The sequence below is a fragment of the Chitinophaga lutea genome (assembly GCF_003813775.1).
Classification (GTDB): Bacteria; Bacteroidota; Bacteroidia; order Chitinophagales; family Chitinophagaceae; genus Chitinophaga; species Chitinophaga lutea.
Window position 1 is genome coordinate 1,837,763 of sequence record NZ_RPDH01000001.1, and the last position, 21,782, is coordinate 1,859,544.

24 protein-coding genes are annotated in these 21,782 nt (G+C 52.5%); 5 read left to right on the forward strand and 19 right to left on the reverse strand.

Annotated elements, in window-relative coordinates; all coding sequences use genetic code 11:
- Positions 1-290 precede the first annotated feature (290 nt).
- The 6 genes from EGT74_RS07320 to EGT74_RS07345 form a co-directional block, all read right to left on the reverse strand.
- The gene (locus EGT74_RS07320) at positions 291-629 is read right to left on the reverse strand and encodes a tRNA-binding protein (RefSeq protein ID WP_123845862.1); all 339 of its coding nucleotides are present in this window, start codon (positions 627-629) and stop codon (positions 291-293) included.
- Between the two features lie 243 nt (positions 630-872).
- Positions 873-1,862 (reverse strand): potassium channel beta subunit family protein, encoded by a 990-nt coding sequence (locus tag EGT74_RS07325; RefSeq protein ID WP_123845863.1) that lies wholly within the window; start codon positions 1,860-1,862, stop codon positions 873-875.
- A gap of 183 nt (positions 1,863-2,045) precedes the next feature.
- The gene (gene lptC, locus EGT74_RS07330) at positions 2,046-2,600 is read right to left on the reverse strand and encodes an LPS export ABC transporter periplasmic protein LptC (protein ID WP_123845864.1); all 555 of its coding nucleotides are present in this window, start codon (positions 2,598-2,600) and stop codon (positions 2,046-2,048) included.
- Positions 2,601-2,604: 4 nt separating this feature from the next.
- Positions 2,605-3,756 carry a hypothetical protein gene (locus tag EGT74_RS07335; protein WP_123845865.1) on the reverse strand — a complete coding sequence of 384 codons (1,152 nt, stop codon included), beginning with the start codon at positions 3,754-3,756 and terminating at the stop codon, positions 2,605-2,607.
- A gap of 124 nt (positions 3,757-3,880) precedes the next feature.
- Positions 3,881-4,624 (reverse strand): type III pantothenate kinase, encoded by a 744-nt coding sequence (locus EGT74_RS07340; RefSeq protein WP_123845866.1) that lies wholly within the window; start codon positions 4,622-4,624, stop codon positions 3,881-3,883.
- Between the two features lie 9 nt (positions 4,625-4,633).
- Positions 4,634-5,269: an LON peptidase substrate-binding domain-containing protein gene (locus tag EGT74_RS07345; RefSeq protein ID WP_123845867.1), complete on the reverse strand. Its 636-nt coding sequence runs from the start codon at positions 5,267-5,269 to the stop codon at positions 4,634-4,636.
- Positions 5,270-5,445: 176 nt separating this feature from the next.
- On the opposite strand from EGT74_RS07345, the gene EGT74_RS07350 reads away from it, so the two are divergent.
- The 3 genes from EGT74_RS07350 to EGT74_RS07360 are packed head-to-tail and all read left to right on the forward strand — an operon-like array spanning position 5,446 to position 8,206.
- Positions 5,446-6,495, forward strand: coding sequence for a glycosyltransferase family 4 protein (locus EGT74_RS07350; RefSeq protein ID WP_123845868.1), 1,050 nt, complete (start codon positions 5,446-5,448; stop codon positions 6,493-6,495).
- Positions 6,496-6,522: 27 nt separating this feature from the next.
- The gene (locus tag EGT74_RS07355) at positions 6,523-7,236 is read left to right on the forward strand and encodes a class I SAM-dependent methyltransferase (RefSeq protein ID WP_123845869.1); all 714 of its coding nucleotides are present in this window, start codon (positions 6,523-6,525) and stop codon (positions 7,234-7,236) included.
- 1 nt (position 7,237) lies between these two features.
- Positions 7,238-8,206, forward strand: a complete 969-nt coding sequence (locus tag EGT74_RS07360) for a glycosyltransferase family protein (protein ID WP_123845870.1) — start codon at positions 7,238-7,240, stop codon at positions 8,204-8,206.
- Here EGT74_RS07360 and EGT74_RS07365 read toward each other — a convergent pair whose 3' ends face one another.
- Complete coding sequence (locus EGT74_RS07365) at positions 8,207-9,085, reverse strand: glycosyltransferase family protein (RefSeq protein WP_123845871.1); 879 nt, start codon at positions 9,083-9,085, stop codon at positions 8,207-8,209.
- A 51-nt stretch (positions 9,086-9,136) separates the two neighbouring features.
- Here EGT74_RS07365 and meaB point away from each other — a divergent pair, with 51 nt between their 5' ends.
- Positions 9,137-10,042, forward strand: a complete 906-nt coding sequence (gene meaB, locus EGT74_RS07370; RefSeq protein WP_123845872.1) for a methylmalonyl Co-A mutase-associated GTPase MeaB — start codon at positions 9,137-9,139, stop codon at positions 10,040-10,042.
- Here meaB and EGT74_RS07375 read toward each other — a convergent pair.
- Complete coding sequence (locus EGT74_RS07375) at positions 10,005-11,216, reverse strand: chloride channel protein (protein ID WP_123845873.1); 1,212 nt, start codon at positions 11,214-11,216, stop codon at positions 10,005-10,007. The genes meaB and EGT74_RS07375 overlap by 38 nt on opposite strands.
- Before the next feature lie 190 nt (positions 11,217-11,406).
- Here EGT74_RS07375 and EGT74_RS07380 point away from each other — a divergent pair, with 190 nt between their 5' ends.
- A complete protein-coding gene (locus tag EGT74_RS07380) occupies positions 11,407-12,015 on the forward strand; it encodes a MarR family winged helix-turn-helix transcriptional regulator (protein WP_123845874.1) in 609 nt (202 codons plus the stop codon).
- 385 nt (positions 12,016-12,400) lie between these two features.
- On the opposite strand, the gene EGT74_RS07385 is transcribed toward EGT74_RS07380, so the two are convergent.
- The 11 genes from EGT74_RS07385 to EGT74_RS07435 form a co-directional block, all read right to left on the reverse strand.
- On the reverse strand, positions 12,401-12,616 hold the full coding sequence (locus EGT74_RS07385) for a hypothetical protein (protein WP_246008138.1): 216 nt from the start codon (positions 12,614-12,616) through the stop codon (positions 12,401-12,403).
- Between the two features lie 63 nt (positions 12,617-12,679).
- Positions 12,680-13,255, reverse strand: coding sequence for a DUF420 domain-containing protein (locus EGT74_RS07390; protein ID WP_123845875.1), 576 nt, complete (start codon positions 13,253-13,255; stop codon positions 12,680-12,682).
- A gap of 10 nt (positions 13,256-13,265) precedes the next feature.
- The gene (locus EGT74_RS07395) at positions 13,266-13,949 is read right to left on the reverse strand and encodes an SCO family protein (protein ID WP_158618050.1); all 684 of its coding nucleotides are present in this window, start codon (positions 13,947-13,949) and stop codon (positions 13,266-13,268) included.
- A 133-nt stretch (positions 13,950-14,082) separates the two neighbouring features.
- The gene (locus EGT74_RS07400; RefSeq protein ID WP_123845877.1) at positions 14,083-14,469 is read right to left on the reverse strand and encodes a cytochrome C oxidase subunit IV family protein; all 387 of its coding nucleotides are present in this window, start codon (positions 14,467-14,469) and stop codon (positions 14,083-14,085) included.
- 50 nt (positions 14,470-14,519) lie between these two features.
- Positions 14,520-15,197 (reverse strand): cytochrome c oxidase subunit 3, encoded by a 678-nt coding sequence (locus EGT74_RS07405; protein WP_123845878.1) that lies wholly within the window; start codon positions 15,195-15,197, stop codon positions 14,520-14,522.
- A 47-nt stretch (positions 15,198-15,244) separates the two neighbouring features.
- Positions 15,245-15,808: a cytochrome c oxidase subunit 3 gene (locus EGT74_RS07410; RefSeq protein ID WP_123845879.1), complete on the reverse strand. Its 564-nt coding sequence runs from the start codon at positions 15,806-15,808 to the stop codon at positions 15,245-15,247.
- Positions 15,809-15,815: 7 nt separating this feature from the next.
- Positions 15,816-16,694, reverse strand: coding sequence for a heme o synthase (cyoE, locus tag EGT74_RS07415; protein ID WP_246008139.1), 879 nt, complete (start codon positions 16,692-16,694; stop codon positions 15,816-15,818).
- Between the two features lie 135 nt (positions 16,695-16,829).
- Complete coding sequence (locus tag EGT74_RS07420; RefSeq protein ID WP_123845881.1) at positions 16,830-18,659, reverse strand: cytochrome c oxidase subunit I; 1,830 nt, start codon at positions 18,657-18,659, stop codon at positions 16,830-16,832.
- Positions 18,660-18,749: 90 nt separating this feature from the next.
- Positions 18,750-19,790 (reverse strand): cytochrome c oxidase subunit II, encoded by a 1,041-nt coding sequence (locus tag EGT74_RS07425; protein ID WP_123845882.1) that lies wholly within the window; start codon positions 19,788-19,790, stop codon positions 18,750-18,752.
- Between the two features lie 64 nt (positions 19,791-19,854).
- The gene (locus tag EGT74_RS07430) at positions 19,855-21,054 is read right to left on the reverse strand and encodes a quinol:cytochrome C oxidoreductase (protein WP_123845883.1); all 1,200 of its coding nucleotides are present in this window, start codon (positions 21,052-21,054) and stop codon (positions 19,855-19,857) included.
- A 46-nt stretch (positions 21,055-21,100) separates the two neighbouring features.
- Entirely contained in the window at positions 21,101-21,742 is a 642-nt protein-coding gene (locus EGT74_RS07435; protein WP_123845884.1) for a c-type cytochrome, read from the reverse strand.
- Positions 21,743-21,782: the final 40 nt, after the last annotated feature.

The window sequence follows — 21,782 nt, forward strand, 5'->3', positions numbered from 1 at the left end:
ACCGGTCCCCGGGAAATATATAACAAAAGGAAATATGATAATTGCTGATATACGTGCTAATACGGCGGCGAGGCGGGGTTATGGGTGGGTCAGGAAATGAAAAAAGGCGGTAAGAATACCGCCTTTGTAATAATTTTAACCATATCCTATGAAAAACCTATACCAAAGATAAGGTGCTTCTTCTGCCGCGCAAGTCGATTTCCGTGAACGCCATAAAATTCCTCGTGAAGCATCGAAATCACCTATTTTGCAGTCACATAGAAAATATATTTAAATTATGTTTTTTATCACTACGCAATCCTGTGGCCATTTTTGACGGCTCTTTCCGGCTGCAGCAGCACAATTTCCTTCTCATCGCCCACAACGCCCAGCACCAGGCATTCCGAGAAAAAATTGGCGATTTGTTTGACCGGGAAGTTGATGACCGCCACTACCTGTTTCCCTATCAGCTCTTCCGGCTGATACAGCTTTGTGATCTGGGCGGACGAGCGTTTGATGCCGATTTCCGGCCCGAAATCGACCTCCAGCTGGTAGGCAGGGTTCCGCGCTTTTTCAAACACTTTGGCAGCCATAATGGTGCCGGCATGAATGTGTACCTTCTCAAAATCATTCCATGTAATGGTTTCCATGCTATAAATATTTAATAGAGGGAAATTAAGGCGTTTGGGGGAAAAAGAGGAAGCGGGAGGGCAAAAAAACAGGGCGGTAAGAATACCGCCCTCCAATATTTTTAACCATATCCTATGAAAAACCAATACAAAGATAGGCAGGTACCTGATATCCGTAGAGGCGTTTCCGTAAAAGACCGGTTTTACTTCGTAAACGTTACGAATCATCTCCTGTTAACAGTAATTTAACCAATGCGCTTCGCCCTAGTGCGTACGTGCCTTGGGTTTAGTCTGCATAATACCGTCTATTTCCTCCATCACGGCATCTGTCAGCAACGGATATACGGCCAGCGCCTTCAGATTTTCAGTGAGTTGCGATTCTTTGGTAGCGCCAAGAATGGCGGAAGTAACATGGGGGTTGCGGATGCACCAGGCAACCGACAGTGTGGCGAGGCTGGTGTTCAGCTTTTCGGCCACCGCTTCCAGTTTCACGACGCGGGCCACGTTGTCGTCGAGCAGGTTCCTGTTTTTCAGCCACTCGAACCCTTCCAGGCCCAGGCGGGAACCCTCGGGAATGCCTTTGTTGTATTTGCCGGTCAGCAGGCCGGATGCCAGCGGGCTGAAAATGGTGGTGCCCAGGCCCACGGTCCTGAACACATCGAGGTATTCGTGCTCCATCTTTTCTCTTCTGAACATGTTGTATTCCGGCTGCTCCGTTACGGGCCCGATCAGGTTGTATTGCCTTGCAACCATATGGGCTTCCATGATCTCGGCCGGGCTCCACTCGGAAGTACCCCAGTAGAGGATCTTGCCCTGCTGGATGAGAATATTCATGGTCCACACCACTTCCTCCATCGGCACGTTTTTATCGGGGCGGTGGCAGAAGTACAGGTCGAGGTAATCGACGCCCATGCGCTCGAGGGCTTCGTTGCAGGCCTCTATCAGGTGTTTGCGGCTCAGGCCGGTCTGGTTGGGTTTGTTGTGATCGCCCCGCCAGCCGAAATATGCTTTGCTCGACAGTACATAGGAGGTCCTGTCCCAGTTCTTCTTCTTCAATATCCGCCCCATCATCTTTTCGGATTCACCGAGCGCATAGATTTCCGCGTTGTCGAAAAAATTGATGCCGTTGTCGTATGCCAGCCCCATCAGCCGGTCGGACAGGGAGTCGTCTATCTGTTTGTGAAACGTAATCCAGCTCCCGAACGATAACACGCTCAGTTGCAGGCCTGATTTGCCGAGTCTTCTGTATTCCATGATGTTTTTTGTGAGTTGATGTTCCAAAAATAATTATTCATTCCCCGAATTGGAAGCCTTGAAAAATAATACTTTGGCATGGTTGTTGGGCCACTTAGGCAGGAAATTTTAGGTTAAAAAATAGGTTAAAGCGCACAAGCCGGTCATCTGACCGGCTTGTTGCGTTATAATAAGTTATGCGGATTATTGGACGAAGCTGCTGTCCGGCGATTTGAATGATCCGTGCACGTTATGGAACTCGGACCAGGAAAAATCCTGGTTGGCATCGAACCCGACGCCGTAGAGGGTATCGTACGGTGTGGAGAAGCGGCAGTATTTGTCGGTGGTGAACAGGGCACGCTTCGCGTCCCAGCGGAGGTCTTTACAATCGAGACGTTTGATTTCGGCAGGGTCTTTCAGGCTGATGAACACCACGCTGTCGCGGAGGTATACATCGTTCTCGCGGTCCATGTACTTGCCGTAGCGGGCCGTGAGCACGCTGGATATCTTCAGGGAGTCGTAAAACACCACTTTAAGGCCGCGGGGGAATTCCGTATACGAAGGCGTGTTGGTATGCCGCTCCATGTAAGGCGAAGTAAGGATGCCTTTCACGTTGGCGGTCTGGCTCATGATGGTTTCCACATCAAACCCCTGTTCAACACCCAGTTTGTTAGCATCGAACTTACGTACGGCATTGATGTCGTTTTCGCAGCTGCAGCAAACCAGTACAATCGCCAGGTATGACAGGAGTTGTTTCAAGCGGTTAGTCGTATTTGCTCTTGATAAACCAGCGGTCGCTGAGTGTGAAGCCGAGCGTGAGCCGGTAATAAGTTTCTTTCACGAGGTTGATATCGCCGCGCTGCCCTACTTCGAAGGCCGCATTGATCATGGTGAACTGGTTCATGGCCGGCATGATCCGCCTTACGGGGAAACCTGCGCCTACGGAGAAGCCCATGATGTTCATGTCTTTCCCGCCCACTTTCACGTAGTCCTTGCCGAAGAAGCCGCCCAGGCGGTATGTAACCTTGTTCCAGTAGCCGGTGAAGGAAGTGGCGTTGGGCACAAACTGGCCGCCTACGCTTACTCTCCAGCTGTCCTGTGTAGAGTCCGGGTCGCCGAAGCTGCGGAAATTGGCGTATTTGGAAGTGGTGAAGTCTGCGCCGAAGCTGAACTTGTCGATTTTGGTGAGCATGATACCTCCGCCGATGGTCTGCGGGTAGATGATCTTGCCGTTGGCGCCCTTCTCGTACAGCACGGTATCCTGCGTATCGTATTCGTCGGAAGACGCGTCGTAGAAGAGGGTTTCGCGCATTCTTTCGCGGCGGGCCGTGAGCTGCTGCTCCAGGTTGCCGCTGAGGCCGAAGCTCAGTTCGAGGTCTTTGCTCAGGTCTACCGTTTGTTGTATGCCGAGGGAATAGAAGAAGCTGTTATAGCTGATGCGGCGGCTGTGCCTGCTGGGGAAGATGTTGGAGGTAACAGGGTACAGCTCTTTGGCGGTGTGCTGCACGTTCCCGAAAATATACCCGATGTTGGCGCCGATGCTGAACCCGCCGAAGCCGATACCGGTGCCTACATAGGCCTGGTAAGTGCCTCCGTTGCCTTCGTACTGATGCACGACGGGCACTTTCAGTGTATCGAAAAAGGTTTTTTCTTCAGCGTCCGCGATGTTGTAAGACACGCGGGTCATGGGCCGGAGACCGATGTTCAGGCCCCACTTTTTGCCCAGGGGCATGCCCAGCTGAAGATAGCTCAGCGTACCGAAACCGGCGCGGGAGCTGATGTTGTTACCTGCCAGGCGGCGTACGCCACCGTTGAGTCCCACATCGAATGTAACAAGCTGCAGGTTGGAATAACTCGCCGGGTTGAGGAAGTTGATGGACTGGGCATCTGAATAAGCCTGCGCAACCCCTCCCATACCCAGATTAACGGCATTTTCGGAGCGCGAAAGCTCGCCTAATCCAAAGCGAGAGTACGGAGTGTTATCCTGGGCTGCAGCATTTTTTGCCGAAAGCACTAAAACGCCTAACAGGCAAAAGAAGCTAGCTTTTGTCCAATACATTGAGTTCTACAATTGAATTTAAACCTTTATACATTAAATATGGGCTTGCAAATATCTTACTTTTAAGGCGGGAAGCAAAAAAAACCAAATTCCCCCCTGTTAAAAGCACGTTAAAGTTCCTGTACCGCCTGGAATACGCGGCAATCATGCCTTCCACCTCCGCCAGCGCGCCTTCCTGCACGCCGCTCAATATGCTCTGGCGCGTATTGTAACCGATGAAGGAATACTGGGTGGAAGGCTCCACCAGCGGCAGTTTGTCGGTGAACGCATGCAGGGCTTTGAAGCGCATGTCGATGCCGGGACTGATCCCTCCGCCCATGAACTGCCCTGATTTGTGCACGAAATTGTAGGTAATGGCCGAGCCCGTGCCGATGATCAGGCTGTGCCGGCCGGGAAACTCCTTCCACGCGCCCGCCGCCAGGGCAATGCGGTCTACCCCCAGCGTTTCGGGCTTTTCGTACGCGATGCCGATGGGAAGAGGGATGCTGTGATGCAGTCTGGTAAAGGAAGTATGCTCCGCCAGCAGGCTTTCCAGGGCAGACGGATGATCGATCACGGAGGATAGGATAGCCGCGGAGGGCCGGAACTGCCCCAATGCGGTGCGCACCTGCTCCAATACATCCTCTTCTGAAAAAAACAGCTCCTGCTGCAGTTCCCCGTTCTGCATAACCCCGCACTTCAGGCGGGAATTACCCAGGTCGAGGCAAAAAATCGGCCCAATCATGGCGCCAAGTTAAAAATTATCCACGGATAAATTCCGGAAGTGCCCGTTGAGCTTCACCCGGTCCTTGAGTCTTTCCATCTCCGTCATCATGGGAATCACCTTGTTGAGGTGGCGTTTGAGGTATTCGAGCCGCTGCAGTTCCTGGAAGAGATGGAGAAGCTCATATTCCTCTTCGAGGGAAAGGCCGGCGTGATGGGCGATGTCGTAAGCATGCAGCTGCTCGTCGGCGCGGGGGAACGATTTGCTGACCTGCAGTATATGGTGCAGCTCCCGCACGGCCGCCAGCACCTGTTTACGGAGGTTGTGGCTGCTGCGCAGGTGGTTTTCGGGATAGTTGACGATGGCGCCGGCGTAGAGTTTGTCCGGCACTTCCCGGATGATCTCCAGTATGCGGAATACCTTCACCCCGCGCGTACGGATATCCAGCTCGCCGTTGTCGTATTGTTTTTCCACCGATTCGATCTCCACGAGCGTTCCGAACTCGTTCACTTTTTTATTGATCACGGCCGGTATGCCGAAAGGTTTGTGATCGCGGATGCATTCGGTGACCAATTGTTTATAACGTTGCTCAAAAATATGCAGGTTCAGCTGTTCACCCGGGTAAACAACAATCCCAAGCGGAAATATGGGAATAAAATTGGTCATGGCAATACGAAATTAAATATTAAAACAAAAACCGGATACCCGTTTCTATACAGGCAACAGCATTTGAGTGATTTATTTTCTAGCTTTACGGGCCTGAACATACATATTATAAAAATAATAAAATCTATCTTTGGTCAACGATTTTATTAGCTACTGGTACCTACAACATCCAACGAATGGCACACATACTGATCGACTGTGAAAGAATGAAATACATTAACACGGGCCTTTATACATACTGTCATGAACTTGGAAGCGCGCTGTTAAAAAAGGCAGTGAACGATCAGTTATGCTTTTATCTGCCGCGTAAACTGGGCAAACATTTCGGGCCGGATGAATCTTATCTCTGGCAGCGTTCCCTTCACAAGTTTTACCTGCCGCACCGCCAGCAGTTCGATGTATGGCACAGCACTTACCAGACGTCTCTTTATCGCACGCTCAATAGCCGTACCAGAAAACTGCTGACCGTGCATGACCTTAATTTTCTACACGAATCCAAAAGCAAGGCCAGCCGCAAAAAATACCTCTCACTGCTGCAGCGGAACATTCATAAAGCGGATCATATCGTTACCATTTCCGAGTTCGTAAAAAAGGAAGTGCTGCAATACACCGATACCGGCGGCAAGCCGCTGGATGTGATTTACAATGGCAGCCGCGTGGAAGAGTTCAGCGGTTTTGACGATCCCGTTTATCGCCCCGGCCGGCCTTTCCTGTTTGCGCTGGGCGTAGTACTGCCGAAGAAAAATTTCCATGTGCTGCCCTGCCTGCTGAAAAACAACGACCTGGAGCTCGTGATCGCCGGCCAGGTCAACGAGGAATACAAATCGAAGATTCTGCATGAAGCGGCGAAACATGGAGTGACGGGGCGCGTGAAAATACTGGGCGGCATACCGGCCAGTCAAAAATACTGGTACCTGAAAAACTGTTATGCTTTCATGTTCCCCTCACTGGCGGAAGGCTTTGGGTTGCCTGCCGTGGAAGCGATGCACTTCGGCAAGCCTGTTTTTCTCTCTACGACAACCAGCCTGCCCGAGATCGGCGGCGATGCCGCATATTATTTCGATAGTTTTGAACCCGAGCGTATGCGCCAGGTTTTTGAAACCGGCATGCAGGATTATTTGAAAAACCACCGCGCACCGGCCATTACCGACAGGGCGCGACTGTTTAACTGGGACCATACGGCAGATGCCTATCTTTCGATATACCGGCAACTGGCCGCCCGCTAAACCATTTCTAACATTAAAGCACACTGCATGAACAACCGTGTAACAAGCGGGTTCAATCCAAACCTGTTCCATCCTTTTTATTTTGTCCGCAAGGGGCTCTACAGGGCCATCAGTCAATATGCGGGGCGGTTAGGCGGTACGCTGATGGACTTCGGGTGCGGGTCAAAACCGTATCAGGCCTTGTTCACGGTGGAAAAATACATCGGTGTGGACTATAACGGGGAAGGGCACACCCACGAAAACGAAGCCATCGACGTGTTTTACGACGGGAAGAAAATTCCGTTCCCCGATGCATATTTCGACTCGGTTTTTACCAGCGAGGTATTTGAACACCTGTTCAACCTGGAAGAGATTTTGCCCGAGCTGCACAGGGTATTGAAGCCGAAAGGTAAAATGCTCATCACATGCCCCTTTGTGTGGAACGAACATGAAGTGCCGAATGATTACGCCAGATACACCCGGTTCGCGCTGGAGCACCTGTTGGAAAAGCATGGTTTTAACATCCTTGTTACCGATAAATCCGGTACGTTCATCACCACCATTTTCCAGATGATGGTCGTGTATTTTTCGCAGCACCTGTTTCCCCGTTCCAGCTGGATAATGAAAACCGGCGTGTCCCGCTTCATTATCAAATTCCTGTTCATCTTGATGCCCAATCTCACCGGCTACCTGCTGAATGCAATGCTGCCGGAGCGAAAAGACCTTTACCAGAACAACATTCTGCTTGTTGAAAAAAAATAACATGAAAGCCGTTTATACCATCTGCACACCGAGCCATATTGCAGAAGCGCAAACGCTTATTTCGTCCGTATCGGAGCAGAGCCCGGAGGCTGCCGGCATTATCTTTTTATTCAACGCGGATGCCTTCGCGGCACAGTCGCTTTCATCGTTCGGCACCGCCGAAACCATCGTGGTGGATGCCATGCAACTGGCGCATTACGGCGAAATGAAAGCCCGCTACACAGCGTTTGAGCTCAGCTGTGCATTAAAACCTTACCTGGCGGATTACCTGCTTCACGAAAGAGGATATGAACAGGTGATTTATTTCGACGCCGACATACTGGTCACGCATCCTTTGTTGCCGGTCTGGGAAAGTCTCGCGGAGAAAAAACTCATCCTCACCGGTCATGTCAACGGTACTGCAATCTGGGAGGGCGATGATATAGCAGTAAAAGCAAGGCGGTCCATTGAAAGGAATATGCTGAGAGGCGGCGTTTTCAACGGCGGCTTTTTTGCCGTTGAAAAAAGTACCGGCACCGGGGCATTTTTATCGTGGTGGATGAGAGTGTTGTTGGACGGGTGTTACAACAAACCATCCAAAGGGCTGTTTGTCGATCAGCTGTGGCTCGCCACAACTCCCCTGCTGTTCAACAACCTGTTACTGATCAGTAAACACCCCGGGTTCAATATGGCGTACTGGAACCTTGACGAAAGAAAGCTGGTGAAAAACGGAGACCTGTATGATGTAATCACATCAGAAGGTACCCGGGTGCCTTTGATATTTTTTCATTTCAGCGGGTTCAAAGCCGAAGCGGCAGGGGAGATTTCCGTGTATCATCCCAACCTGTATTCTTTTGCATCGCGGCCCGAATTGAAGCCGCTTTTCGAAGACTATAAAAGCCGGTTGCTGGGGCACGGTTATAGCGCCATCAAAGCGCGGTATTCGAAAAAAAGCTTCTGGCAACGCCTCTTTTCCTCTTCCGGCAGCTGATCAACGGATCACCCGGTAGTTTTTGTAATCGAACAGCCGGACGCCCGTTTGCTGTTCTATCCAGTACAACAGGCGGCGTTTGAAACTGGAAAAATTCTTGCGGCTGATGTCGTACTCGAACTGCCAGTTTTTCCGGGCGATGCGGTCCTGCATCAACGCGGGATGCGTGCCGGTGAATTTCTTCAGGGAGTCGATGGCGGAGTAATCGAATTCTTCCGCCGATAAAACGCGGCTCATCATTTCCTTGTCGTGACCGTAATACAGCGAGGCGGAATTCTTGTTTTTCTTCGCCTGTTCAGCGGGGTTCTTCACCCAGCCGTAATGATACATCCAGGCTTTCACGGGTTTCACAAGCAGTTTCTCATTATTGAGACGGAAGCCCTGTGCGTCGCGGTAGGAGCGGATGCGGCGGTCGTTGCGGATGATGCGGATCTCTTTGTTGTACCAGGTGCGTGAGTCGCCCAGGTAATCGTAGCTGCCGTAAAAGTGGCGGTAGTTGAAAAGCAGTCCCTGCACGCGGAGATCGTCTTTATACTGTTCCATCGCGGCGCGGATGGCGGGATAATCGTCTTCATGCACCACCTCGTCTGCCTGGATATAAAACGCCCATGTACTGTCCGGGCTCACCTGATCGAGCGCCTTATCCGTTTCCACGGCCAGGATGCGGCCGCCGGCCTTGAGAGAATCGTCCCATACCGAATGTACGATCCGCAATTTCGGAGAGCCGATCGATTCAATCAGCCGGAGGGTGCCATCGTCCGAATCGCCCACGCTCACCACCACTTCGTCGCAGAGCGGCAGGATGGAACGGATGGCTTCCACCACCGGGTAATCATATTTTACGGCATTCCGTACGAATGTAAATCCGGACACTTTCATGTATCGAGTATAAGCTGCAAAGATGTGGAAAATCATCGATACATTTGTTTTATGTATCCGCAATTGCTCACCCGTTTACTCGCAGGCGACACCCGCGCGCTGGCCCGCAGCATATCGCTGGTGGAAAATGAAGCGCCGGGTTACACCGGCCTGCTGGAGGCGCTGCCCTCCAACGGGCACACGCGGGTGGTGGGTATCACCGGGCCTCCGGGCGCGGGAAAAAGCACGCTGGTGAATGCGCTGATCAGTGCGTTGACGGCACAGGGAAAGAAGGTGGCCATCATCGCCGTCGATCCTTCCAGCCCTTTTAATTTCGGCGCTTTGCTGGGCGACCGCATCCGCATGAGCAGCCACTTCTCCGACCCGCGCGTGTTCATCCGCTCCATGGCGAGCCGCGGCGCACTGGGCGGGCTCAGCCCGAAAATACTGGAGGTAAGCGACCTGGTGAAAGCGGCGGGATTCGATTACCTGTTCATCGAAACCGTAGGCGTGGGACAAAGCGAAGTGGAAATCGCCGGCGTGGCAGACACAACGGTCGTAGTGGTGGTGCCGGAAGCCGGCGACGAAATACAAACGATGAAAGCCGGCCTGATGGAGATCGCGAATATTTTCGCGGTGAACAAGGCCGACCGCCCCAATGCAGATGCCTTTGTAAAAAACCTGCGGCTGCTCGCACATACCAAACGCACCGGCGACTGGGAAACGCCTGTGATCAAAACCATTGCAACTACCGGAACGGGCATTCCCGAGCTCATTACAGCCCTCGACGCACACCGGTCGCAGGTACATGGCAACCGTTCCAGGAAAGCCCTTCTTTTGGCCGAAAAAGCCTATCAGTTGATACAGCACCGGCGCATGCAGCAGGTGGATAAAAAAGCCCTGTTCGAGCAGGTGCGGCAAATGCTGGATGATCCTCACTTTAATCTTTACCGCATTGTGCAGGAGTATGCTTCGTAAGCACCGGCGCAGACACCGCGTATCCCGCCAGACCCGCCAGCACTACCGGCAGCACGGCATCCAGCCTTCCGCTGATCTCCAGCGGCAACACGATGGCGAGTAACCAGCAGCGCGTCGTTCCCGCCAGCATCGCTGCGGCTCCCACGAGCGCGGCAACCGGAGGATGAATGGGAACCGATGGAAAACACAATTGCAGCAGCAGCGCCGTGAGCAGGCCGAAAGCCGCGCCTGTCAACAGCAGCGGGGAAATGACGCTCCCCTGCATGCCCGTTCCTTTGGCGGCGGCAAACGCGATGAGTTTGTACATGCTCATCGAGATCAGCAGGCTGAGGGTGATGTTGTGCACCGACAGTATCAGCGCCGCGCGTTCATATCCCTGGCCATATGCATCCGGCCTGTACCATGCGATCAGTCCCACTACTGCGGCGCCTGCAACCGGCCACCAATACGATCGCATGCGTGCGGTCAACAGCCGGAGCGCCCATACCGCGTGTATTGCGAGGGCCGCGGTGAGGCCCGTCAGCATGCCGAGTAGTATAAAAACAGGCAATGCGGGTAACGCCGTGTGCAACTCCCCGAACGGCCATACCAACGGTTGCCCGGTGATTCCGTAATGCACCGCTTTCCCTATGGTAGCCGCAAGTATGACCGGCAGTGGCCGGCGAGCGGAAATGAAACTAAGCGTACATACAACCGCGGCAACCGGCGTGCCGAGCGCACCGGTGAAACCCGCGGCCACGCCGCAGATCAGCAGCCATTCCTTTTCCGCTTCACTGAAGTGAGGCCGCAGCAAACCAGTTGCACCCAGGCGCATGGCGGGGCTTTCCACGCCAACAGGCATCGCTGCGGCCAGTAGCAGCAGGTCTGCCAAAATGCGCGCACGCGGCCACCTGCGTAGCAGCAATATCACTGCAACAGCGCCCACCGGCGGAATGATCGCGGCCCATACGCCGAGCTCGTGCGGCAGCGGGAAAGGCCGCAGCAGCACCGTTTCCAGGGCGCGGGCCAACATTGTCACCACCGCACCGAAAGATGCCGTGAGCACCGACCAGAGCAAACAACACCACAACATCCGCCCGCGCCGTTGCAGCGGCAGGTGAAGGTATTGTGGCGAAGGGCTGAAGTCCACCGGCGGCAAGCCTTTCCGGTGGGTGAAGAACTGCAGGAATTTCAAACTTTGTATTGATTATCGTTGTTATAAATATCTATTTAAGCTGTAAATCAACCAAACACAATTTTGTTTGATTTCCATCGTTTTATGGACGGTTTTTCAAACAACATGAAAGTGCTATTCGCACACTGCCGAAATTTTGTATTTTTAGGCCCTTTTGGGCATCATGCTGCATATTTTCATATAACTAAACATGGCAAAGGAATCCACCTTTAATCCTGAACACCAGGCAACCAATACCGCCAGCAAGGTGGTTGCGGCACTGGAACGGCTGTCGGAAGCGTTTCGCGTGTTGCTCTGGCAGGAAGCCAAACAGCATGGCATCAGCCCCATCCAGGTGCAGATACTCACTTACCTGCTGCACTATCCCGATAAGTTCAAAACCGTTACCAACCTCGCTTCGCACTTCAATATGACGAAAGCGACGATCAGCGATGCGATAAAATCCGTGGAGTCGAAAGGTTTCCTGAAACGGAAAGAAGATGTGAACGACAACCGCAGCCATACTTTGCTGCTGACGCGCGAAGGAAAAAACATCGCGCGGAAAATTGAAGATTTCGCCAATCCCATCCAGGACTCGGTTAACAACCTGGCGCCCGACAAACAGGCCGGCCTGCTGGAACAGTTGCTGTATCTCATCCAGGACCTGAACCGCAACCTCGTCATCACGCCGCAGCGCATGTGCCTCAACTGCCGCTTCTATGAACAGAAAGGCAAGCTGCATTACTGTAATCTCGTCAACGCGTTTCTGAACGCGGGCGATCTGCGGGTGGACTGCCCCGAATTCACCGTACCGGTGTAGAGAAACGGGGCCTGAAGCAGTGCCCACAGTGCGTTTAACGGCACACGTTACTACCCGTGATTTCAACTCGAACTTTCCTGATCACCCGCCCGGATGAATCACAGATACCGATGGAGAGAGCCCGGTGGCCTGAAGAGCGCGTTCCATACATTTAACGGCACGCATTACTACCCGTGATTACAACACGAATTCCGTTCATCATCTGACCTGAGGGCTTACAGATACCAACTCTTCATAGCGTCGCTGAACAGACTTTTCATCTCCCCCATGAGAGGGATATCATCAATATATTCCAGTAACGTCAGGCACAGCTATCCGTCAATACATGCCATTCATGCAAATGCATCCATACAATGATGGATGCATCAATTTTTTTCAGGAAAACTTACTGCGCTTTCTGGCTTCTCCACCAGCGGTAGCCGAGGAACGCCATCAGTGCGAGCGGCGTGAACGCCAGCATCAGGATGCCGTTGTTGAGGCCTTTGGCGGGCCCTTCACCCAACTGCTGGGCTGTTTTGGTGCAGAGGGAGCATTGCGCCAGCAATTCACTGCAGGGCAGCAGCAGCGCAAGGACGGTGAGTATAAAAAACAGCTTTTTCACAATACCGGGTTTTGGACAAAGTTAAGCGATTCCATACTGTAATGAACTGATCTGCATCAGCTCCTAGCCGTAATATGGCGATATCATGATATAGACGATCACGCCGGTAATGGCCACATAAAACCACAACGGCCAGGTGATGCGCGCAATCTTCCGGTGGCGCTCATTGTCGTTCTGGAAAGCGCGCAGCAGCGTGAACAGCACCAGCGGCACAATTACCACAGCCAGCACGATGTGCGTCAGCAGCAGGAAATAATACAGGTACCGGATACCGCCCAGCACGGCGATCTCGGAGGCATCCACCACCTGGTCGTGATTGATGTCGCCGAATTTGGTGCTTTCGGTGAGGAAATGATACGTTACATAAGACAACAGGAAACACACCGACAGGATAACGGCCGTGATGTTCGTCCATTTATGCGCTTTGGTGTGCCCGTTTTTGATGAAATAGAGGCTCGCCAGCAACAGCACGGCCGTGGCAGAGTTCAGCACGGCATGGAAAAACGGCATCACGCGCACGTCGAAGTTGATGGCGATGTCCGGTTTCGGCAGTACAAACAGCACGGCCACTACCACCGGGATCAGGATGGAAACGATGGCAATAGGCAGGTTCAGGTTCTTGTTCTTCAGGTTACTCATCTCGGTCGGTTTATTTGGAAGAAGAAAACATGCGCTTCAGCAGGCCGGGTTTCTTCTTGTCTTTAGCAATATGCAGCACGGCGATGTCGTTCACCATGCGGCTGATGTCGTTCGTGTCCAGGCCGTTGTAATAGCCGCGGATATAACGGTCTTTGTCGATCACCACGAATTTCTCCGTGTGTATAAAATCGTCCGGGCCGCCATCCCCTTCCACGGCGTTCACAAAAAACTCATGCCGGGCCAGGTCGTAAATCTCTTTTTTGTCGCCGGTGAGCATCCACCAGTTTTTCGGGTCGATGTTATTACGGTCGGCGTACCGTTTCAGAGTTTCCACGGTATCACGGGTCGGGTCTACCGTGATGGAGATGATCTGGATGAGGCTGTCGTTTTTCGCGTATGCGTCCTGCACCCGTTTGAGGTGTTTGGTGAGGGTGGGGCAGATGGTCGGGCAACTGGTGAAGAAAAAATCCACCACGAGGATTTTGTTCTTCGCGTCGCTGAGGCGCACCTGCTGGCCCAGCTGGTTGGTGAGCTCGAAGTCCTTCACCTGGTGATACACCGTATCGTAGGTTGTTTTACCGTCTTTTACGATCGTGTCCACCCTTTCCGCGATGAGATAGGGCGGTACGTGTACTACATTCCTGCCATAATGATCCACAATGAGATAACCCGCGAGGGGCACCAGTATGGCCAATGCTACTCCTAATAATGCTTTCCGTTTAATGGCCGTCAGGTTTAAAAGTGATATAAATGCAAAAATGTAAAAGCGATCACTATCTGGTTGATGGAATCACTTTTACATTCTGCGATTATCGTTGAACGATGTGTTAATGATGAGCGGGCGCGGGCGCTGCGGCTTCCCTGGGCGCTTTCGTGCCGGGGGAGAGATTCCTCCGCATGTTTTTCTGCGAGTCACCGTCGGCCAGGAAGGCGATGATGAACCAGATGAACAGCATCAGCGGCATGAGGATCGTCATGATCAGGTTTTTGATTTCATGCTTCAGGTGCATGAACTCCGCCACAATGTAAAATGCCTTGAACAGGGTGAGCAGGATGAACAGCGAGTTCAGCCATAATTTGCTCGGGAAGCCTGTGTAGAGGTGCAGGAATGCCATACCAACTTCCACGATGGTGATCCCTAACAAAATCCAGAACGTTTTCCAGATAACTTTTACCTGTGCGTCTTTATCGTGTGCTGAATGTGTATGCGCCATGATCTAAAAAATTCAATTTCTTGTATGATAATAAGTTCAGTTCCGTTTGCTTACAGCAGGTAGAAACAGGTGAATACGAATACCCAAACCAGGTCTACAAAGTGCCAGTACAGGCCTACTTTCTCCACCATTTCGTAGTGGCCGCGGTGCTCGTAGGTGCCTTTCAGTACGTTGATCAGCACAATGATGTTGAGGATCACGCCGGAAGTTACGTGCAGGCCGTGGAAGCCGGTGATGGTGAAGAAGAAGTCGGTGAAGTTAGTGGAGATGGCTGCAGTACCGTCCGAATTCGGGAACGGGTTGCGGCCCCACCAGGCGCCTACTTCGTGCAGGTGCGTCCATTCCCATGCCTGACAGCCGAGGAACATGGCGCCACCGATGATGGTCAGTATCAGCCATTTGGCAACGGCCTGTTTGTCCATGTACTTGCCGGCATGCACCGCCAGTACCATGGTAACGGAACTCATGATCAGGATAAAGGTCATCAGGCTCACAAACACCAGCGGGAGGTTTGCGTGCCCCATGAACGGGAATGAGTGGAACACTACGTTCGGGTCGGGCCAGGCTTCTGCCATGAAACGCTGCGTACCGTAAGCGATCAGCAATGCGCCGAACGTGAAGGCATCAGAGATCAGGAAATACCACATCATCAACTTGCCATAGCTCACGCTGAAGGGAGAATACCCTCCGTTCCACCATTTTTTCTTCGCTGTTACTGCGTTATCCATTTGTACGAATTATGAATTTTATTGGTTCTAAACAGTATCTTCTAAAATTATCTTGCCAGGCTGAAAAATATCAGCAGGTAAATCCAAAGCCCATCTACAAAATGCCAGTAAGTGGAGGCCACTTCGATCGGCACTGCGCTATAGGTTCTGATGCGGGTACGGTAGGCACGGAAAAACAGCACCATCAATACCACCACGCCGCCCAGCACGTGTAAAATGTGCGCGCCCACGATCACGTAAATAAAGGAAGCGGACACAGTGCTGTCGAGCGCCAGGCCGTGATTCTTCATATCCGAAAAACCGATGATCTGGCATACCGCAAAACCGAGGCCGAGTAAAGCCGTAATGGTGATCAGCTGTTTGTAGCTGCTCATGTTCCGGGCTTTGAACTGGCGCTGCGCCAGGTAAATCGTGAGGCTGCTCAGCAATATCAGTGCGGTCGACACCCAGAAAATAGCAGGCAACTCAAAGCTCAGCCAATTGGCCTGCGCACGTTTTACCACATAAGCGCTCGTGAACCCGATGAACATCATGGTGATGCTCGCCATGGCGATCCACATGGAGTACTTATGGGGGTGTATCTTATTTTTTTGTGCGTTCATTGTAATCATCTCCTCACTATTTTACTTTGTCAAACAGCAATGCCAACAATATCACCGCCAGGTAAATGTACGAACCGAACATCAGCTTGCGGGCCGAAGGCACATCGCATTTACGGTACAGGGTGACAGCGCGGTACAGGTAAAACCCGCCGATGGCGATGGCCACGATGGCGGAAATGTATCCTGTAACCCCCAGCAGGTAAGGCGCTACGCCGGCCGGAATCAACAGCAGCGTGTACATCGCGCTCTGCAGGGCGATCATCTTGCCCGGCCCCTTGTCCGACGGCATCAGCTTGAACCCGGCACGGGTATAATCTGTATGCGCCACCCAGGCAATCGCCCAGAAGTGGGGGAACTGCCAGAGGAACTGGATAGCGAACAGCGCCCATCCGCCTTCGGTGAAAGCGTTGGCACCCGCCACCCAGCCGATCAGCGGCGGCAAAGCTCCGGGAAATGCGCCTACCAGTACGGCAAGCGAGTTCCATTTTTTCCAGGGCGTGTACACAAAACCGTACAGCACCAGGGAAAGGAGACTTACGCCGGCGGCCAGCCAGTTGAAACCGAAACCCAGAATAGCGATACCTGCGGCGCCGGTCACAATCGCCACCACACTGGCCTCGGAAACCGATAAACGCCCTGCGGGCAAAGGCCGGGGGGCCGTGCGCGCCATCAGTTTGTCTGTTTCCTTCTCCAGGATCTGGTTAATGATATTGGCCGAACCGGACACCAGGATACCACCTGCAAATAATAAAAGAACTTTGATCAAGTTAAATTCCACGCCAGGCACCAGCAGGTAGGCCACCACACAAGAGAACACGACCATGAACGTGAGCGTGAACTTCATCATCATGAAGTAATCCCTCACCCTGCTTGCGATGGCGTATGATAAAGACAACTTTATGGAATTTTCTTGCAACATATGATTTCACACTAAATCCGTCAACACAATATTCCTTCTCTCTCCTCATTCCTGTTTTGTGTTGTAACTGCCTGAAATTGATTGTAAAGCAGTTACAACAATGCTACAACATTAGTGCTTGGACTCGTCGGGCGATACAGGCACGGTCTGCGGGATGAAATCCTTACCGTCTTTGCTGTAATCGTAAGCCCAGCGGTGAACTTCCGGAATCTCACCAGGCCAGTTACCGTGACCGGGGTTGATGGGGGTCGTCCATTCAAGGGTGGTTGCCTGCCACGGGTTAGGCGTGGTGAGCTTGCGGCCTTTGAATATGCTGTAGAAGAAGTTGAACACGAACAGTAATTGCGTAGCGAACACAATAATTACCACGAAGCTGATGAACATGTTCAGGCCCTCGAACTGGTTGAAAGATGCCCAGGTAGAGTAGTCGAAGTAACGGCGGGGCATGCCGGCCATCCCTTCGTAGTGCATCGGCCAGAAGATGAGGTATGCGCCTACCAGGGTGATCCAGAAGTGGATGAAGCCCAGGGTCTGGTTCATGTAACGGCCGTACATTTTCGGGAACCAGTGGTAAATACCGGCGAACATACCGAAGAATGCAGATACGCCCATTACGATGTGGAAGTGCGCAATTACGAAATAAGTATCGTGCAGGTGAATGTCGATCGCAGAGTTACCCAGCCAGATACCGGTCAGACCACCAGAGATGAAGGTGCTCACGAAACCGATAGAGAACAGGGAGGCCGGGGTGAACCGGATGTTACCGCGCCAGATGGTGGTGATCCAGTTGAACACCTTGATGGCGGACGGCACCGCGATCAGCAGGGTGAGCAGTACGAAGAATGCGCCCAGGAAGGGATTCAGACCGGTCACGAACATGTGGTGCGCCCATACGAGGAAGGCCAGGATGGTGATCGCGAAAATGGAACCCACCATTGCCAGGTAACCGAAGATGGGCTTGCGGGAACTTACCGCCAGAATCTCGGATACCATACCCATCGCGGGGAGGATAATGATATATACTTCAGGGTGCCCCAGGAACCAGAACAAGTGCTGGTAGAGGATGGCAGAACCGCCTTCGTTCGGCAGTACTTTACCCTGGATGAAAATTTCGCTCAGGTAGAAGCTGGTACCGCCATGACGGTCGAACAGCAGCAGTACGAAACCGCTCAGCAGAACGGGGAACGACAGTACGCCCAGTACGGCGGTGAAGAAGAAGGCCCAGATGGTGAGCGGCATCTTCGTCATGCTCATACCTTTTGTACGCATGTTCAGGATGGTGGAGATATAGTTCAGTGAACCCAGCAGAGACGACACTACGAAGATTGCCATACTCATCAGCCAGAGGTCCATACCGATTTTGGAACCGATAGAAGCATCGCCCAGCGCGCTCAGCGGAGGATAGGAAGTCCAACCGCCGGAAGCAGGCCCGGTCTGCACAAACAGGGAGCTCATCATGATCACGCTGGCCAGGAAGAAGAACCAGTAGCTCAGCATGTTCATAAACGGAGAAGCCATGTCGCGGGCGCCAATCTGCAGGGGAATCAGCAGGTTGGAGAAAGTACCGCTCAAACCGGCCGTCAATACAAAGAATACGAGAATGGTACCGTGCATGGTAACCAGGGCATAGTATGCTTCGGCAGTGATCCGGCCGTTTTCTGCCCAATGGCCCAGGATGCTTTCCAACCAGGGGAAGGTAGCGTCCGGATAACCCAGTTGCAAACGGAACAGTACAGAGAAGAAGGCACCGATGATCGCCCAGATGATCCCTGTGATCAGGAACTGCTTGGCAATCATTTTATGGTCCATGCTGAAAACATACTTCGAGATGAAGGTCTCCTCATGATGATGGTCGTGACCATCATGGCCATTACCATGCCCGTGCTCCACGTGGCCGTGATGCGCTAAATCTTGACTGTGCAATGTTGCTTCGTTACTCATAATAAGTTCTGTTTATGATCAGCCGGTAAACGGGGCAGGCCTGCCGGCTATGTCTTTAATTTTTTCTCTTCAAAAATCGCTGGCTTCTGATTAATGGGCAGTTACCGCGGCTACTGCCTTCGTGCTGTCTGATGCAGGTTTAGCTTCCGGTGCAGCAGGTGCAGGGTGTGCCTGAGAGTACTGCGTGGGCTGGCTGGCAAGCCATGCATCATATTCCGCCTGTGTTTCCACGATGATGTTGGCTTTCATGGAGTAGTGCCCCTTGCCGCACATCTGATCGCAGGCCAGTTCATATACAAAGTCCGGATTGCCGGTACGTTTTCTCATTTCAGCGGTGGTGTACTTGGGCGTGAACCACAGGGTGGTCGGGATGCCTGGTACAGCGTCCATTTTCAGGCGGAAGTGCGGCAGACCAACGTCGTGCACCACGTCGCGGGAACCGATGATCAGTTTCACGTTCTTGCCCACTACCACGTGCAGTTCGGAAGAGATGAAGTCGTCCTGGTTCAGGTTGTCTTTCCAGTCCTGGCCCAACGGGTTATTGCTTTCGTTGATCAGGTGGAAATTACGGCGGCCGAGCTGCCCGTCTTTACCGGGGTAGCGCATCATCCAGTTAAACTGTTTGCCGATCACCTCTACTACCATCGCATCTTTCGGTGCTTCGGAAGTGATACGCAGCCAGTGGCGGATACCGAATGCCACCAGGATGGTGAGCACGATAGCCGGGATAACGGTCCAGATCACCTCCAGTTTGTTGTTGTGCGGGAAATAAAAGGCTTTCTGGCCTTCTTTTTCCTGGTATTTGAACGAGAACCAGAACAGCAGTATCTGTGTTACCACAAACACGGCCATGGTGATGATAAATGTTACTTTAATGAGCTGATCGATGCCTTCACCCTGAACGGAAGCAGACTCTCCGAGCATCTTGTCATCCAGGAGGTCGTGGCACCACCAAACGGCAACCAGCCCCAACACCAGGAATACGATCATCAGGAAACCGTTGATGCGGTTGGACTGCTCACGCGATTTCTTTTCACCTTTCAGAATGGACACATATTCGCTGGCTTTCGCGATCTGGAAGATCACGACGAATATGAGAACAACTACTAAAACTGCTAAAAATCCTGACATTGCTATGAATAATAATTAAGTTATCTAATGCTAAACGTTTATTCTCCTTTCGTTACCCCACGGATCAGGTGTGGTGAATAATGCTTTCTTTCAGGTAAGGATGATTCTTCGGCGTCAGCGGCGCTTTTGCCAGTTGATGAGCCGTAATCCAGATGATCAGGCCCACAAAACCGAGGCCGATACCGAGCTCGAACCAGGGGAAATTCAGTTCCTTCACGGTTGCGGGCATCACCATCTGGAAGAAATCGAGCCAGTGACCGAAGATAATCACGCCGGCCATTACGGCTACCAGTGTATAGTTACGCTTGGTGGAGCGTTTCATGAAAATCAGCAGCGGTGCGATGAAGTTGATGATCAGGTTCAGGAAGAAGATCGGCCTGAACGGACCCCAAACGCGCGGCTGGAAGTAAACAGTTTCCTCGGGCATGTTGGCGTACCAGATCAGCATGTACTGGGAGAACCAGAGGTACGTCCAGAAAATGCTGAAGGCGAACATGAACTTGCCCAGGTCGTGCAGGTGCTCTTCGTTTACCCAGGGCAGGTAACCGTTACCTTTCAGATAGATCACGAACAGTGCGATCAGCGACAGGCCGGATACCCAGGTGCTGGCGAAGGTGTACCAGCTGTACATGGTGGAGAACCAGTGCGCGTCGATGCTCATGAGCCAGATCCAGGGAGTGGTGGAGCCCATGGTGAGGGCGTATACCACGATGAAACCGGCGCACCAAACGGTGCCGTTCCAGATCAGCTTTTTACGGCCTTCGTGGTCGAACTTCATGGTGTCCTGCTGGAGCGACATCCTGCGCAGCTTCAGCGTCAGCAGCGTCCATGCACCTATTGTAATGACAGAAGCAATCGAAATAAAGGTGGGGTTGAGGAACGGGGATTTGAATTCCAGGATCCGGTCGCCTTCGGGGTGAATCCAGTGGTAGATGTGCCCTTTGTTCCCGAAGATCAGGAACGCGAGTACCACCAGTACGATGGCGCCCAGCACCGGAACAGCCATGGAAATCGCTTCCGGCACGCGGCGAAAGCCGATCTGCCAGCCGCCGTGGGCCAGGGTGGTTGCCGCAATGAAGAAGGTACTGGCCAACACCACCATCAGGAAGAAAGTGCTGTTTTGCAGTAAACCTGCCCAGAAACGGGTGGAGCCATGCTCGCCATGGAATGCAAATAATCCGATCAATAAAGTCAGCAAGCCAATGCCCAAAAGCACGAAGCTGGTCGTTTTTAATCTTGCTGGTACTACAAATTGGTCCTTCATTACCGTTGTATATTAAAATACTAAGTTGAAATGCGTTTAAAACAAATTATTGGGCCGCTGCTACTGCAGGCGCTGCGGCAGGTGCGGTTGCTGCAGAGTCGGCGGCAGGTGCTGCAGCCGGCTCGGGTGCTTTACCACCGCCCTGGATGTTTTTGATGTAAGCTACCACTTTCCAGCGCTGCTCGATGTCGAGCTGGCTGGCGTAGCTGCCCATCACGTTGTACCCGTGGGTGATCACGTGAAAAATGCGGCCTTCGCTGTAACCCAGCACTTTACCTGCGATGAAAGAAGCAGGGGCTGCGGGGTACGGGCCGTCGCCGCCTTTGTAGAGCGGACCGTTCCCGTCGAGTTTCTGGCCGTGGCATACGCCGCAGTAAATATCATAGAGGCGCTTGCCTTCCTTGATACCGGCTTCGTCCAACACCAGCGGATTTCTCACTGCGTTTGCCTGCGCTGTATCTTCTGCTTTCAGGTGATAAGGCAGCATCGCTCCCCTCTTTACCGTACCTTCCACCGGTTTCAAGCCGGCCAAACGGCCGCTGTAAAACTCATATGCACGGGATTCGTACATATCAGGTGCATAAATCTTGCCCGGCTTTCTATTATGCGCTCCCTTGTTACCGCAGGCGGAGAGCAAAGCCCCACCGGCTAAGGCAGCTACAATCAGTATGTTGGAAGTCCTTTTCATCCGTTGTTATTTATCTCGTTGTTGTTCGACTTTTTTAAGT